The organism is Agrobacterium sp. K11 (genome assembly GCF_059429395.1).
Genome location: NZ_JCAHRB010000012.1, coordinates 123,110 through 136,426, shown reverse-complemented (window position 1 = coordinate 136,426; position 13,317 = coordinate 123,110). Strand labels below are relative to the sequence as shown.

The 13,317-nt window shown below is 57.7% G+C and carries 13 protein-coding genes; 3 read left to right on the top strand and 10 right to left on the bottom strand.

Going from position 1 to position 13,317, the window contains the following annotated elements; genetic code table 11:
* Positions 1-20 precede the first annotated feature (20 nt).
* The 8 genes from AC5SEO_RS22055 to AC5SEO_RS22020 all read right to left on the bottom strand — a co-directional run bounded on the left by AC5SEO_RS22055 (position 21) and on the right by AC5SEO_RS22020 (position 8,996).
* Entirely contained in the window at positions 21-926 is a 906-nt protein-coding gene (locus AC5SEO_RS22055; RefSeq protein ID WP_004431732.1) for a UTP--glucose-1-phosphate uridylyltransferase, read from the bottom strand.
* 81 nt (positions 927-1,007) lie between these two features.
* Positions 1,008-2,003: a glycosyltransferase family 2 protein gene (locus AC5SEO_RS22050; protein ID WP_004431734.1), complete on the bottom strand. Its 996-nt coding sequence runs from the start codon at positions 2,001-2,003 to the stop codon at positions 1,008-1,010.
* The gene (locus AC5SEO_RS22045) at positions 2,003-2,947 is read right to left on the bottom strand and encodes a glycosyltransferase family 2 protein (protein WP_004431738.1); all 945 of its coding nucleotides are present in this window, start codon (positions 2,945-2,947) and stop codon (positions 2,003-2,005) included. The genes AC5SEO_RS22050 and AC5SEO_RS22045 overlap by 1 nt, the downstream gene beginning before the upstream one ends.
* Positions 2,944-3,942, bottom strand: a complete 999-nt coding sequence (locus AC5SEO_RS22040) for a glycosyltransferase family 2 protein (protein ID WP_004431741.1) — start codon at positions 3,940-3,942, stop codon at positions 2,944-2,946. The genes AC5SEO_RS22045 and AC5SEO_RS22040 overlap by 4 nt, the downstream gene beginning before the upstream one ends.
* Positions 3,943-3,959: 17 nt before the next feature.
* Positions 3,960-5,141 (bottom strand): glycosyltransferase family protein, encoded by a 1,182-nt coding sequence (locus tag AC5SEO_RS22035; RefSeq protein WP_004431744.1) that lies wholly within the window; start codon positions 5,139-5,141, stop codon positions 3,960-3,962.
* A gap of 60 nt (positions 5,142-5,201) precedes the next feature.
* Positions 5,202-5,993 carry an endo-1,3-1,4-beta-glycanase ExoK gene (gene exoK / locus AC5SEO_RS22030; protein ID WP_004431747.1) on the bottom strand — a complete coding sequence of 264 codons (792 nt, stop codon included), beginning with the start codon at positions 5,991-5,993 and terminating at the stop codon, positions 5,202-5,204.
* A gap of 4 nt (positions 5,994-5,997) precedes the next feature.
* Positions 5,998-7,146, bottom strand: coding sequence for an acyltransferase family protein (locus tag AC5SEO_RS22025; protein WP_004431750.1), 1,149 nt, complete (start codon positions 7,144-7,146; stop codon positions 5,998-6,000).
* A gap of 371 nt (positions 7,147-7,517) precedes the next feature.
* Positions 7,518-8,996: a lipopolysaccharide biosynthesis protein gene (locus AC5SEO_RS22020; protein WP_025595239.1), complete on the bottom strand. Its 1,479-nt coding sequence runs from the start codon at positions 8,994-8,996 to the stop codon at positions 7,518-7,520.
* A 119-nt stretch (positions 8,997-9,115) separates the two neighbouring features.
* Between AC5SEO_RS22020 and AC5SEO_RS22015 the strand changes: the two genes are divergently transcribed.
* Positions 9,116-10,081, top strand: a complete 966-nt coding sequence (locus AC5SEO_RS22015) for a glycosyltransferase family 2 protein (protein WP_004431756.1) — start codon at positions 9,116-9,118, stop codon at positions 10,079-10,081.
* Positions 10,082-10,132: 51 nt separating this feature from the next.
* A complete protein-coding gene (locus AC5SEO_RS22010) occupies positions 10,133-11,086 on the top strand; it encodes a polysaccharide pyruvyl transferase family protein (RefSeq protein WP_004431759.1) in 954 nt (317 codons plus the stop codon).
* A gap of 192 nt (positions 11,087-11,278) precedes the next feature.
* Here AC5SEO_RS22010 and AC5SEO_RS22005 read toward each other — a convergent pair whose 3' ends face one another.
* Both AC5SEO_RS22005 and AC5SEO_RS22000 read right to left on the bottom strand, forming a co-directional pair.
* The gene (locus AC5SEO_RS22005; protein WP_004431762.1) at positions 11,279-12,268 is read right to left on the bottom strand and encodes a glycosyltransferase family 2 protein; all 990 of its coding nucleotides are present in this window, start codon (positions 12,266-12,268) and stop codon (positions 11,279-11,281) included.
* 110 nt (positions 12,269-12,378) lie between these two features.
* Positions 12,379-12,657 carry an exopolysaccharide production repressor protein gene (locus AC5SEO_RS22000; RefSeq protein WP_004431765.1) on the bottom strand — a complete coding sequence of 93 codons (279 nt, stop codon included), beginning with the start codon at positions 12,655-12,657 and terminating at the stop codon, positions 12,379-12,381.
* Between the two features lie 338 nt (positions 12,658-12,995).
* Between AC5SEO_RS22000 and AC5SEO_RS21995 the strand changes: the two genes are divergently transcribed.
* Positions 12,996-13,262 carry a DUF6074 family protein gene (locus tag AC5SEO_RS21995; protein WP_004431768.1) on the top strand — a complete coding sequence of 89 codons (267 nt, stop codon included), beginning with the start codon at positions 12,996-12,998 and terminating at the stop codon, positions 13,260-13,262.
* Positions 13,263-13,317 lie beyond the last annotated feature (55 nt).

Below are 13,317 nucleotides of genomic sequence, written 5' to 3'. Positions count from 1 at the left end.
CCCCGGCAGCACGATTAAAGTCAGGCCGCCTGAACGCGGCTTTCATGGTTTGCGACGAGTTCCTTGACGGAAGCGAGAACCTGCGCCTCCATGTCGGCACGCATCAGCGAGAAAGCGACATTGGCGGCGATGAAGCCCTGCTTGCTGCCGCAGTCGAATGTGCGACCGCTGTACTTCTGCGCATGGAAGGCCTGCTTCTCAGCGAGCCGCTTCATGCCGTCAGTCAGCTGGATTTCGTTGCCCGCGCCACGCTCCTGTTTGGCGAGAATGTCGAAGATTTCCGGCTGCAGAATATAACGGCCGTTGAGATAATAATTCGAAGGCGCCCTGGATGGTTCCGGCTTCTCGACCATTTCGGTCACCGCAAAGCCGTGATTGACCTTCTGGCCGACACCAACGACGCCGTAGGATGACACTTCTTCCGGCAGGCATTCCTCAACACCGAGGATATTGCCGCCGACTTCGTCGTAGAGTTCCATCAACCCGGCAATGCAGCCGCGTGCGCCATAGGAAACCATATCAGGCAAAAGCAGCGCAAAAGGCTCCTTGCCCACCAGTTCGCGCGCGCACCAAACCGCGTGGCCGAGGCCGAGCGGCACCTGCTGGCGGGTGTAGCTGACTGTGCCTGCGACTGGCAGCATCTTTTCAAGCTGCAGCACCTGCACCGTCTTGCCGGAGCGGGTGAGCGTGTTGATAAGCTCGGGCGCGCTGTCGAAATAGTCTTCGATGGCGGTCTTGTTACGGCTGGTTACGAAAATAATGTGCTCGATGCCGGCCTGCATGGCCTCATCGACGGCATATTGCACGACCGGCCGGTCGACGATCGTGAGCATTTCCTTCGGCATCGCCTTGGTGGCGGGCAAAAACCGCGTGCCGTTGCCGGCTACGGGAATGACGGCTTTTCTGACAGTTTTGTTCAGGTCCATCGCGTTCTCCTTCATCAAGGTTTGATCTGTCCCCAGTCCGCTTGCAGATTTTTCGCGTACAGATTTGTCCGCTCACAAATTTTACGAAATCTGCCTTTTCACCCCAGTATTTGCCGCGGGCGCAAACATCGCGTTCCGCAACCTCTTCAGCCGCACGGCAATGGGCATTCTCAAATGCCCCAGCACGGCGGGATCTCTGATCGTTGTCTTCAGCGCGCCGATAATCGAGCGGCGCTTGATGTCTTCCACCAATGTCAGGAAGTTACGGGCCAGTTGCAGGCTACGGCTTCTGGCCTGCTGCGCATCCATGGCGGCGGGCAACAGCGCGTAGTGGCTCAGAAACTCCTGGTCCGCCCGCATCATTCCTTCGACGTGGTGGATTTCGAGGACGCGCGAGATCGAACCCTCGCGAATATTATAGATGTAGCCCGGTTTCGGCTCGATGACGCAAAGGCCGCCGGCGGCAAGCGCCGAGGCAAGCAGGATGTAATCCTCGCCGATGCGGATGTCCTCGCGAAAACGCAATCCCTCGCTATTTAGGAAATCGCGCCGGAACATCGGCTTCATGTAGCCGAAGTTGAAGGTGGAGCGGAAAAGGATGTTGGAGGAAATGAAGTCCTCAAGGGTAAGGACGGGTCTTTCCTCCAGAAACTCCTCTGCGAACATCGTTTCCATCGGCCTGCCGTCCGTATAGGCGACATCGAGATTGTCGACAGCGATCACCGCATTGGCCGCATCTGCCCGGCACATCATGCAGGCGGAACGGTCGGGGCGGATGACGTCGTCCGAATCGAGAACTGCGATAAAGCGTCCGGTTGCTGCGTCGATACCGGCATTGCGCGCGCCTCCCGGTCCGAGGTTCTGTTCAAGCGCAAGCAGCCGGACACGCGGATCGTTGGCCGCAATGGCCTCGACGAGCGAGATCGTCTCGTCGGCGGAGCGGTCGTCCACGACGATCACCTCCAGTGTCACGCCCTGCTGTTCAAGCGCACTTTGAATGGCGGCTTCGATCGTCTCTGCGGCATTATAGGCGGCAATGACGAAGCTGATATCGGGCTGAGGGTTAAGGTTCTCCATCAGGTTGCCTCCACCGCGCCGTATTGGCGGATTTCGCGCACTCCGAAGGCGCCGCTTACCGAGCCGAGATGCAAGGCGCCGCGCAGGGCATAGCGGTTGCGGCGCACGGCGTTGAAACCGTTCAGCGCGGCAAAGACGGCGCAATAGAGAACTTTCGATCCTGCCTTCAGCACCTGCATCACGCGTCTTGCGCCGGGTTTCTTTTCGGCAAGCACACGGCCATGGGTCTGGCCGGAGCGGAAGCGACGTTTGGCAAGCCACATGAAACGGGCGCGGTTTTCCGGCACCGGCTCGGAGAGCACGGCCTTTTGCGCAAAGACGATGCGACCGCCCGAAGCATGGAGATGCGAGAAGAAATGCGTGTCCTCACCGCCGCTCTGGCCGAGCGCCAGCGCAAAACGCCGGTCCTTTACCGATGGGGCGTCCATCTTGAGAAGCGTGTTGCAGGTGTAGCCGGTGATGATCTCGCCATTCACCCAGACGGGCACGGTCGAGTGAAAATCGCCACGTTTCATCCAGCCCGGCGCATTCTCACGGTAAACCGCCGTCACTGGGCCAAGAACGACATCCGCGCCGGTTTCGCCTGCCTTTTCCATAAGTGCGGCCAGCCAGTGCGGCGGGGCGGTCTCATCATCGTCGATAAAGGCCAGATAGTCCGCCCGGCTCTCAGAGAGGCAGGCGTTGCGGGCAATCGAGATATTCGATTTCGGGCAATGGACATAGGCGATCTCGAAAGGCGAAGTTTCGCGCAGCCGATCCACACTTGCCTTGGCACTTGGTTCCTCATCATTGTCGGCAACGATCAGGCGAACTGTCACGCCTTCGGGCACTTCCAGTTCGAACAGTGACAGAAGTGTGGCGACCAGCGCCGGACGTCTGTAGGTACAGATGCCGATATCGACGGTCTTTGAATTGTGTGGTTCGGTGACGATGAGGTCGGTCATGAGACAGCCTTTTTTCCCCGGAATTTCAGGAGTTCCAGCCAGAAGCCGGTGGACCACGCCAGATGCATCACCATTGCGGAAAAGGCGGCGAGCGGGCCGTATGGGTTTTTCTGACCTATTGCCATCCACAAGCCATAACCCACACATGCGGCGATCCAGAGGCCAAGCGGAATAAGTGCTGCCCAATGCACAAGCGACAGCAGGGCAAGCACGAAGACCGGCAGGACAGCCAGCGGAATCATCTGACGGATCTTCGGGATCGAGCGATGTTTCAGCAGGTTCTTTGCCCGGCCACGGCCATAGGCGAGATATTGCCTGAACAGAGGCATGACGCTAGCGCGCGGATAATAGGTCATGCGGGTCTTGTCGGTCATCCAGATACGGAAACCGGATTTGCGCAGCCGGAAATCCAGTTCGGCATCCTCGTTGTGGCTGAAGCTTTCATCGTAACCACCGACCGCGTCGAAGGCGGCGATCCGCATCAACGCGTGGTGGCCATGGTCGATCCAGTGTCCCTTGGCGCCTTCGCGGTGCTTTGAGCCGCCATTGCCGAGTTTGGAATTCTGCGCAATCGCCGTCGCCTTCTGGAACAGGCCGTGCCCGACCGTATCCATGGCGACCACGACGGAATCCGCGCCGGTGCGATCCGCGTCTTCAATCAGCCGCTGGCAATAATCATCCGGATAATCGCCATGGGCGTCGATGCGGATGAGGTAGTCGAAATCCTCGCCGAAAGTGGATACGGCCAGGTTTATGCCGGCGCTCTGGATGCGCTTGGGATTGGGAAGGAGCGTAACGCGGTCATCCGTTACGGCGAAGGCGGAAACGATGTCGCGCGTGCCGTCCGTGCTGCCGCCATCGGCAACAACGATGCGGAAAATACGCCCATCCATCGCGCCGGTGAATTTTCGCAGCAACGCCTCGATCGTCTTTGCCTCGTTGAGGCAGGGAATGACGATCAGAGTTCTGATGCCGGAATGACCAAGACCTTCCATGATTTGCCCCCTACGCACTACACGGGTGAAAACGCAGCTTCACGGGCATGGCCGGAAGCGGATTTTGTAAGAGAGGACAATTGCTGGACCAGCTGACGGCAATCGTCGCGGTCGGTCAGCCATTGTTTCTTATCGAGTGCCGAGAGGGCGTCGAAGGCGTCCGTATACGTTTGTGGAGTCATAGTGTTGAAAAGAGCGGCCAGATCATCTGCACCGGCATTTTGCAGAACAAAACCGATATTGCGCTTTTCGATGAAACGAGCCGTTTCCGTGCCTGCAAGTGCAATCGGCAGGGTGCCGTAAAGGCATCCCTCATAGAGCCGATTGGGCAGCAGCCAGCTTGAATTCTGGCCTTCCTCGAAGAAGTCGATCGCCCAGGTGAACTGCACTTCATTATAGATGGTGGCCAGATCTTCAGGGTTTTTGTAGGCCCCGTGGAAATGCACATGCGGCGCGGCAGCCACGAAACCATCGAAATCCGCAAATTCCGAATAGGCCGGCCGGCCGCGCAGGATGATTTCGACCTTGCCATCCATGCGCCTTGCAAAATCGGCGAGGATTTCGAGCGATTTGCGGCAGCGAAGCGCCCCAAACCAGCCGATTTTCCACGGTTCGCCGGGGGCAGGTGGGCGCGGTTGTGGGGTGGCTGCTACAGCGGCATCAAGCGCCAGCACCCTGTTTTCCTGCAACAGCACGGGAAGGTTCAGGCCGGAAACGGGTTTGAAATAATGCTCGACGAAAGCTGGAGAACTCGTCACCAGCAGCTTGGCATCCCGGGCGAAATAGCGCTGGGCCGCATTGAGAAGCTGCCCCGGCTTGCCCTCATTGAGAAGCAGGCGGTGAATGTCGAGACATTCGTAAACCAGTGCCGGCTGGCGGTCGTAAAGCGACATGGCCCGTTTTGCGAGAGCCAGCATTTCCAGGTTTCTGGCAAGAATGACGTCGGGCATGGGGATGCCGCGTAATGTTTTGCCGAGCGAGAGGCTGGCTTTGGCGACGGCTGCCATGCGCTGAAGAAACCGCCCATCGGCGGTTTCTCCGAGAATGACCGGCACCACGCCCTCGATCTCTGCAAGCCGGTTCTGTCCGCGCCGGAAGCCCGCCAGCGTGACCCGCGCGCCGCCCGCAAGCAAGGTCAACACCCGCCGGCGAATGGCGGGGTCCGACAGATCATGCGCGAGATAAAGAACATGGATCATGCATGGGTTCCGGTTGGTTTCATACGTCAAGGACGCCGAGGCTCAGGTTTAAAAAAGCAATCAGTTAAGGGCGCAGGCGATGGATTCGGGAAACTGGCATTTGTCGCCGAGCGCCGTGAAGGCGAAGCGGTCAACAATCATCTGTGTTGCGCCGGAATAGGAAAAGGCACCCATCCAGTCCTTCAACGTGTCGGTTCCCCACAGGCTGAAGAAAATCTTCTGGGCATTCTGCGGAATCTTGGTCTCATCCGTGACTTCGTGAACGAGCTTGCCGTTGACGTAGTAACGCAGGCGCTGAGGCTCCCACACGAAGGCGTAATCGTTGAAGCCAGCATCAGCTCCGCCTTCTACCGGCACCAGTTTCTCATTGCCGCCCTTGGCGGAAATATACTGGTTCAGCTGTACCTTGCCCGTATTCTTGCCCAAAACCTCGAAGTCGATTTCATCATGGGGCTTTTTGTCGGTCGGGCCGATATAGGTGAAGAAGGCGGAGTTCAATCCGGAGCCGGTAGCGGCTTTCATCCGTGCTTCATAGGTGCCGTAGCGATAACGCCCCTTGGTCTGGATTTCACCGCAGGCGAAGTTGCGGTCGCCGGACTTTGCTTCCTCAAAACCAAGCGTCAGCTGGCCGTTTTCCACCGTGGCCAGTTTCTTCGACCAGGTGCAGTTCTGATGCGCACCGTTGTTCCAGCCGTCGGAGACGTACCAGAACGACCGGTCCATCTGATCGAAATTCTCGATGAAGGATGCACCGTTGCCTTCTTGTGCCTGGCTCGGTGTCGTGAAGGGTGTCGCCAGCAGGGCGGCGGCGAGAAGAATGCGTGTCTGAACGCGGGTGACAAATGTTGTCATTGGTTCACCTCTGTCGTTGCGAATAAAGTGTTTCGGATGTGGGCGGGCCGATCATGGAGGCCCGTTTTGCAGCGAATTCGGACGTTGTCTTGCGTTTGCCGTTCCGGCTTCCGGTCAGCACGGCATAGACGGCCGGCAGGTATTTGCGGGTTTGTGCATTGCTCACCACCAGAATGACAAAGGCGGACAGCGTGGCGATGACATAGAAGGCGGGGTAGAAATCGGGTCCGCCCTTGTTCCAGACCATCCACATGATGACGAGCAACGGATAGTGAGCGCAGAATATCCAGAAGCTGAGGCTTCCGGTTTCGGAAAGCCGCTTGCCGAGCCTGCTGCGGATCAAAAGCGCCGACGACGCCCAGAAACCGAGCGCGCCGAAAACAGCGAGCAAATTGCGAGACATGTTCAGCCAGAAGGTAAACTCCGGGCCGGTGAAATAGAGGCCTGTTGCCAGCATGGCCGCAGCGACAAAGGTCAGCGCCATGATCGGGAAGGCGTAGGGATCGAGTGCCTTGACATCGACGCGGTGCAGCGCAAGTGCGATGCCCAGTGAGAAGCTGAACAGGATCGATTTCTTCTGGACTATGAAGATCGTCAGATCAGGCATGGCGGTTATGAAGAGCAGGATAGCGAGCGTTGGCAGCGCAAAGCGGCGCATGAGAAATGCGAGCACCGGCGACAGCAGGATGCAGACGAACAGGTCGCGCAGGAAATAAAGCGGCACGTTTACCGGCAGTTCTTCGAGCGCCGTGCCATGGCTGATGATTTCACGCGGGCTGGCGTTCCAGAGGTCCGGGAAATAACCCACACCAACGTCAAACAGCTGGATAAGCAAAATTGCGGCAAACAACGCGCCATTCCACAGCAGGAAGGGCAGCAGCACCGTTTTCGACTTCGAACGGATCGTCGCCGGATAATCGAACCCGCTCATGCCGCGACGAAACAGCAGATAGCCGGATATCGCGCTGAGACAGGGCACACCGATGCGAAACAGGGCGTCGCCCAGAAAAACACGCAGCCAGTCGAAGAAGCCGTAAAGGCCAAGAAAAGGGCTGGTTTCGGCATCGTGCGGCACATGGACGAACACGATTCCAGAGATCAGCAATATACGCATCAAATTGATACGGGAGGATAGGTTCTGATCGACAGTCACATCAGTCACCCCTATTGGGCGGCGTCCACCCACGCCGCGTTGCAACCAGAGCGAACTTAAGCCCGCACTCGTAAGTCTGGTTTCGACTTTAGGGTAAAATGTGGCGACGCGGGAAAAACACAAGCTTAGATATTGCGGGTGATTGTCTGGCGTTCCGGCATTCCGTGCGACTTTAAAAAATTAAGCAACTGAAAATATTTAATTTTTTCTAGATTTAAGTCGTCACTAAAAATCGCCAAAGGAAGCGATATTATCATTGTACGCGATATTGCACCGCAAAAAAATGGCTTTGCCATGCCGTCACGAAACACATATCCGTGACGGGTGAGACCTGTTGACGGCCGAAATGAGGCGCTTTCGGTTACGAGACACTAACCTTGGGTTGCGTTTTCACGCATTCGCCGCGATTTAACCATCCCGAGGATTTTTCCAAGCAGGGCGCGTTCGGTCAGCAAAATCAGCGCCGCATAGATGACGCCGCCGACTGCGGCGCCAACGAGCACCTGAAGCGTTGCGCTGGGGATGCGTTCGGCAATGATGTGAAGCAGGTAACGCACCGAAACGGCCATGACCAGCGCTGCAATCATCGGTCTGCTGCTGACATAGAGGCCGCTGAGAAAGGGTGTATCGCTTGCCTTGAACACCGCCCATGAGTAGGCAACCAGCGTCACCGCATTGACGATGCAGAGCCAAATCATCGCGTCGATCAGGCTGCCGTAGACGGCTGCAGCCCAGACGGCAACTGTGGTGACGATGGCGCGGATCGTGGCCGACCAGAACAGAACACGCCCATAGCCGGCACCCTTGAGATAGGGGATAAAGGTGCTGCATGGGGTCAGAATGGCTTTCGAGAGGGCAAGGAGACCGAGAACCGGCCAGGCATAAGCCCAGTTCTGCCCGAAAATCACCAGCATGGCCGGTTCGGCCACCGCCCAGAGGCCGAACATCATCGGCGCAAGCAGGACGGTCAGAACCTGCGTGCTGAACATCAGGGCATCACGCCGGCGCTGCGGATCGTCCATCATACGGCTGAAGGCGGGAAACAGCACGCCCATGACGGCCGACAGCACGACCTGATTGGGAATGCTGGCAAAACGGTTGGAGGCGGAATAGGCGCCCGCATCGGCAAGGCCGAGATGCCGGGCGATCACCACCATCGGCGACTGGAAGGTGACGAAATTGGCGATTTCCGATCCCATCAGGCCGGAGCTGAAACCGAGAAGCGGCACCAGACGGCGCGGTTTCATGACGAAACGCGGGCAATAGCGGGAAACGGCATATAGCCCGACAAGCCTGATGAGTGCGGCGGCGAAAAGCTGGATGATGAGCGCCCAGACGCCGAAGCCGAGAAGCGCCATAGCCACGGCGACAACCGCCGCGATGCTTTCAGACGCCATGCTCCACAGCGCATCCTGGCTGAAGTTCATGCGCCGGGCAAGCAGTGAATAGGCGACATCACCCGCAAGTTGCAACGGAATGAGAAAGGCCATGATACGCAGCAGATAGGCACTTTCCACCGCACCCAGAAGCCCACCGAAGAACTCCGCGAAAATGTAGAGCGCAGCGGCCATGGTGCAGGAAATCGCCAGATTTGCCCAGAAAACGGTATGGATTGTATCCATATCCTCTTCTTTCTCGACGATCAGCGCCGAGGTCAGCCCCGCTCCGGCTATCATGGTCAGGAATTGTACAACCGTTAAGCCGACTGCAACCACACCAAATTCTTCCGGTGTCAGCAGTCGTGCAAGAATGGGAACGGTGACAAATTTAAGCCCGAATGTCCCTGTCTTAGACAAGACGCTCCAGCCGACATTCGTGGTGATGGTCTTTACATTTGGAGCTGGGGGCATACAAGCATCCTGTTTCTGGAGGCCGGCGGGGAGGAACGCCGGTGGGGAGTTGCCGATACCATCGGGGCCGCTTTTAGGATCGGGCCCGACACTTCTTGATCAACGCAAGGGGCGAAACAATGGCAAGATTTACTGTCGTCATTCCCTATTACCAAAAGCAGCACGGAATTCTTGGACGTGCGCTCGCATCGGTTTTTGCGCAGACTTACCAGGATTTCGATCTTGTCATCGTCGATGACGAATCGCCATATCCGATAGACAATGAGCTTGCAGAACTTTCGCAAGCGCAGAAAGAGCGGATTCTCGTCATTAAGCAGGCCAATGGCGGGCCGGGTGGTGCGCGCAATACCGGTCTCGACCACGTTCCTGCTGGCAGCGATTACGTCGCATTTCTTGACTCGGACGACATCTGGACGCCCGATCATCTCCAGAATGCGGCCTTCGCGCTGAAGACATTTGGCGGTGAGTGCTATTGGGCATCCATGCAGGCAAGTGACGAATTTTATTATCATTTCGCCATTTCCGAGCTGGAGAAGAACGAGGGCGCCGCAAGGCTTTCCGAGCGGCCTCTGGTGATCGAGCTGCCGGATCTGGCGAGCGTGATGCTGCGCAACTGGAGCTTCTTGCATCTCTCCTGCATGGTGATCGGCCGCCCGCTTTTTGAAAAGATACGCTTCGATCCGGCGCTCCGGCTTGCGGCGGAAGATGTGCTGTTTTTCTGCGATTCCATCCTCGCATCCAAGCGCACGCTTCTGTGTGACGATGCCGGTGCCATGCGCGGAATGGGCGTCAATATCTTCCACAGCATCGACAATACCTCGCCGGAATTCCTGCGCCAGCAGTTCAATACCTGGGTTGCGCTCGATACGCTGGAGGGGCGATTTTCGCGGCGGCCGGACGATGTGGCCTCGATCGCTTCCTATAAAAATACGGCGCGCAAACAGGCGCTCTGGAGCCAGGCGGGCAATCTGAAACGGCGCAAGGTGCCCGAATTCGGACTGCTGCTGAAGTGGGCGATGCGCGATCCGGCACTCCTGCGAGCGGCTTTTGAGCTCGGCGCAGGCAAAATAGTGCGGACAAGATGATCGAATTCTTGCCTGCAAGAATTTATATGTTTTTCACCCAGGAGTGACTTCATGAAACCTTACCACTGGGAATCGCATCACGGAAATTTTGGCGACGATCTCAATCTGTGGCTGTGGGACTTTCTGCTGCCCGGGCTGCGGGACGTGCATGACGATGTGATGCTCGTCGGTGTCGGCACGGTTCTCAATGATACATTGTTGCCCGCAAAGCAGCGCAAGCTTGTGATCGGCAGCGGTTATGGCTACGGCGCGGTGCCGGATACAAGCACCGGATTTTGGGACATTCGCTGCGTGCGCGGCGAAAAAACCGCAGCCAAATTGGGACTTTCTCCCGAAAAGGGCATTGTCGATCCCGCCGTGATGGTGACCGAGATGCCGGAGTTCAAAGGCCTGCAGAAACTCTACAAGAAAACCTTCGTTCCCCATTGGGAATCGGCGGAATTCGGCATGTGGGAAACGGTTTGCGAACCGGCGGGACTAACCTATCTCGACCCGCGCGGCGAGGCGATGTCGGTCATCCGCGCCATCGCCCAATCTGAATTTATCGTGGCCGAATCCATGCATGGCGCCATTCTTGCCGATGCGTTCCGCGTGCCATGGGTGGCGGTGAGCACATCTCCCTCGATCAACAGTTTCAAGTGGAGCGATTGGGCAGGCACGGTCGGTGTGGAGTATCAGCCGCGTTACGTGCCAGTTTCCACCCGCGCCGAGGCGGCGAAAAAGGGGTCGCGTTTCTGGGGTATGAGCTTCCCGCCGCCGCCAGCCCCCGTCATTGCCGAGGCTGGATCCGGTCCGGCGCATGAGGGCGATGTGCTGGTGCGGCCGCAGGCAAGCCAATCCCTGTCGCTGCGCAAACTGGCCAAGCAAGTGCTGGCAGCACCTTCCACGCTGGCGCTCTGGCAGGCAAGCCGTGCCGAACCGCGTCTCAGCCCGGATGGCAGGCTGGAGGAACGCAAGGAGCGTTTTTCCGCTGTTCTGGAAACGGTCAAACGCGATTATCTCTGAGGGCGGGTTGCCTCAGCAATTTCGGACACAGTCACCCCGGCCTGGGTCCGGGGTCCAGCGCGCTCAAGTCCTTGATCGCAAAAGACTCTCTTCATGGCGCAGACGCGCCATGACTGGATGCCGGATCTAGTCCGGCATGACGAATGAGAGAATATCGAACTTGCTATCATCCTCGCCGCTGGAGGTTTTCCCTCAGGAAACCGGCGTACCGTCCAGCAGATAACGAATATCCCGAACCGGCGCCGGTTTGCGAAAACGGGCGGTCTTGTCGGTCCAGATGCCGCGCGTGATGGCCGGCAGGGCAGGCAGGCGCGCAAGAGCGTGGCTCAACGCGCCGCCCATCCCTTTCTGCTTTTTCGCATCGAGAAAATGGCGAAGCTCGAATTTCGCGCGGATGTGTTTTTCGTGCTCGAGCAGGATCGCCGTCTCGCTGGCCGACAGCTTGCAGCTGGTGAGAATGTCCCTGTCCGCTTCGTATAAACGGCGAAGATCTTCCGTGCTGTGACGGCCGCTCAACGAATTGCCGCGGACAATCGCCCCGTAACCGCAATGACGGATGACCTTGTAACGGGCACCGGCGGCAAGCGCGCGGGTATAAAGTTCGTAGTCTTCGCCGAGACGCAGACGCTCGTCGTACCGCAACGCATGTTTGTCCAGAAAGGCGCGGCGGATCACCGGTTTCAGAAAGCCGGTTTCCCCGCGTTCCACGCCGGGTCTGGAAATATTGCCTTCCACGAACTCCGTCAGCGACAGAAACCGGGCCTGTGGTTCGAAGCGGGCCGGCTGCATGGACGACGCGCCCGGAACCGATTGCTGGATGAAGGCGATATTGTCGGCCACCAGATCCCAGTCGTCATTTTCCAGCATGGCGGCAAAACGGCCTTTGAAAAAAAAGTCGTCCGCATCGAGAATGCTGATGAGCGGTGCGGATGAAATCGAGATCGCATGGTTGCGGGCGGCCGAAGGGCCACGATTGACGTCGAATCGCACGACCCGCAAACGGCCGGTACCGTCATCCGCCGCATGTGCGACATCGCTGGTCGTATCGGTGGAGCCATCGTCGATCACCATGACTTCGGCGACCTCCGGCTCCACAAGGGCGGAGCGGATGGCGATATCTATCGTATCAGATGCATTTTTCGCAGCGATGATGACGCAAATGGGCTGTGAACCGCTCACCATGTGTTGTCCTTCTGCTGTGACGAACCGTCAGGATTTGGTCAGCAGAAAGTGTCAGGGGTGTGGATGCAAGTGATTTTTTTGCGGCGCAATAAAAGAATGTGCGTGAGAGGTCACATATCGGTCAGTTTCGCGCCATGTGGCGGGGCGCTGCTTACCGTGTCCGGCGTCATGATCTCGGCGCTGCGATCAAGCGCGAAGGTTTCGCGCATCCGGCGTTTCTCCCGGGCGACCAGAACCAGAAGTGCAATAAAATAACCGGTTTGCAGAATGACGGCGCAGATGAGGGTCTGGATGAATGCCGTATAGAACGACCCCTGGATGAAATATGTAGCGACCGCAAAGGCAAGCAATGCACCAATCATGCTGAAAAATACACGAGGTGCATACATGGTGCTCTCCTCCCGAGAACGATTTCTCCGTTTTTGGCTGCGCTGCGGCATTTTTTTTCTTTGCAAGAATATACGATGAGACCGGTGTTGTTTCAACACACATATACTTCTTCTATCTCCCACGGCATGAAATTTCGGTAATCTTGATTGGTAAATTCCTTGGTAATCGGCGATTTGCCCGAATCGGTGTCCTCTGGCACCGCAGATTCTTGCGTCTGACAGGCTGCAGAACCCGTCCCTGCAAGGCGTTAGCGGCCTTCTCTCCTGCGTAGCAGACTTCGTTAACCATCCAGCCTTTAAAAAGTCGGTATTGATTCCTCGAAGAGCAAGGTGCCCGCGTGACGACGAATTCGGAAGTAATCGCCTTTCCGGCAAAGAACCGTATTGCCAACGTAAAACGGTGCGCAACCATGCTCGACCGGCTGCATGGTGTGGAGGCGAATGATTTCTGGCGCAGGGAGTGCCGTGAACTGGCCGCCTATCTGACGGGCCTCGGCTATGAGGACGCCGCCATGCGGCGCGAGGTCATGGAGTTTCAAAATGCGGTGCAGGCGGAGTTGTGGGCGGGGGATGCCACGCCCGAGGCGCGCCGCGACAGCCATTGAGGCTTTAAAAGTTTCCCATAAAAAAGCCGGCAGGTGTCGCACCGCCGGCTTTTCT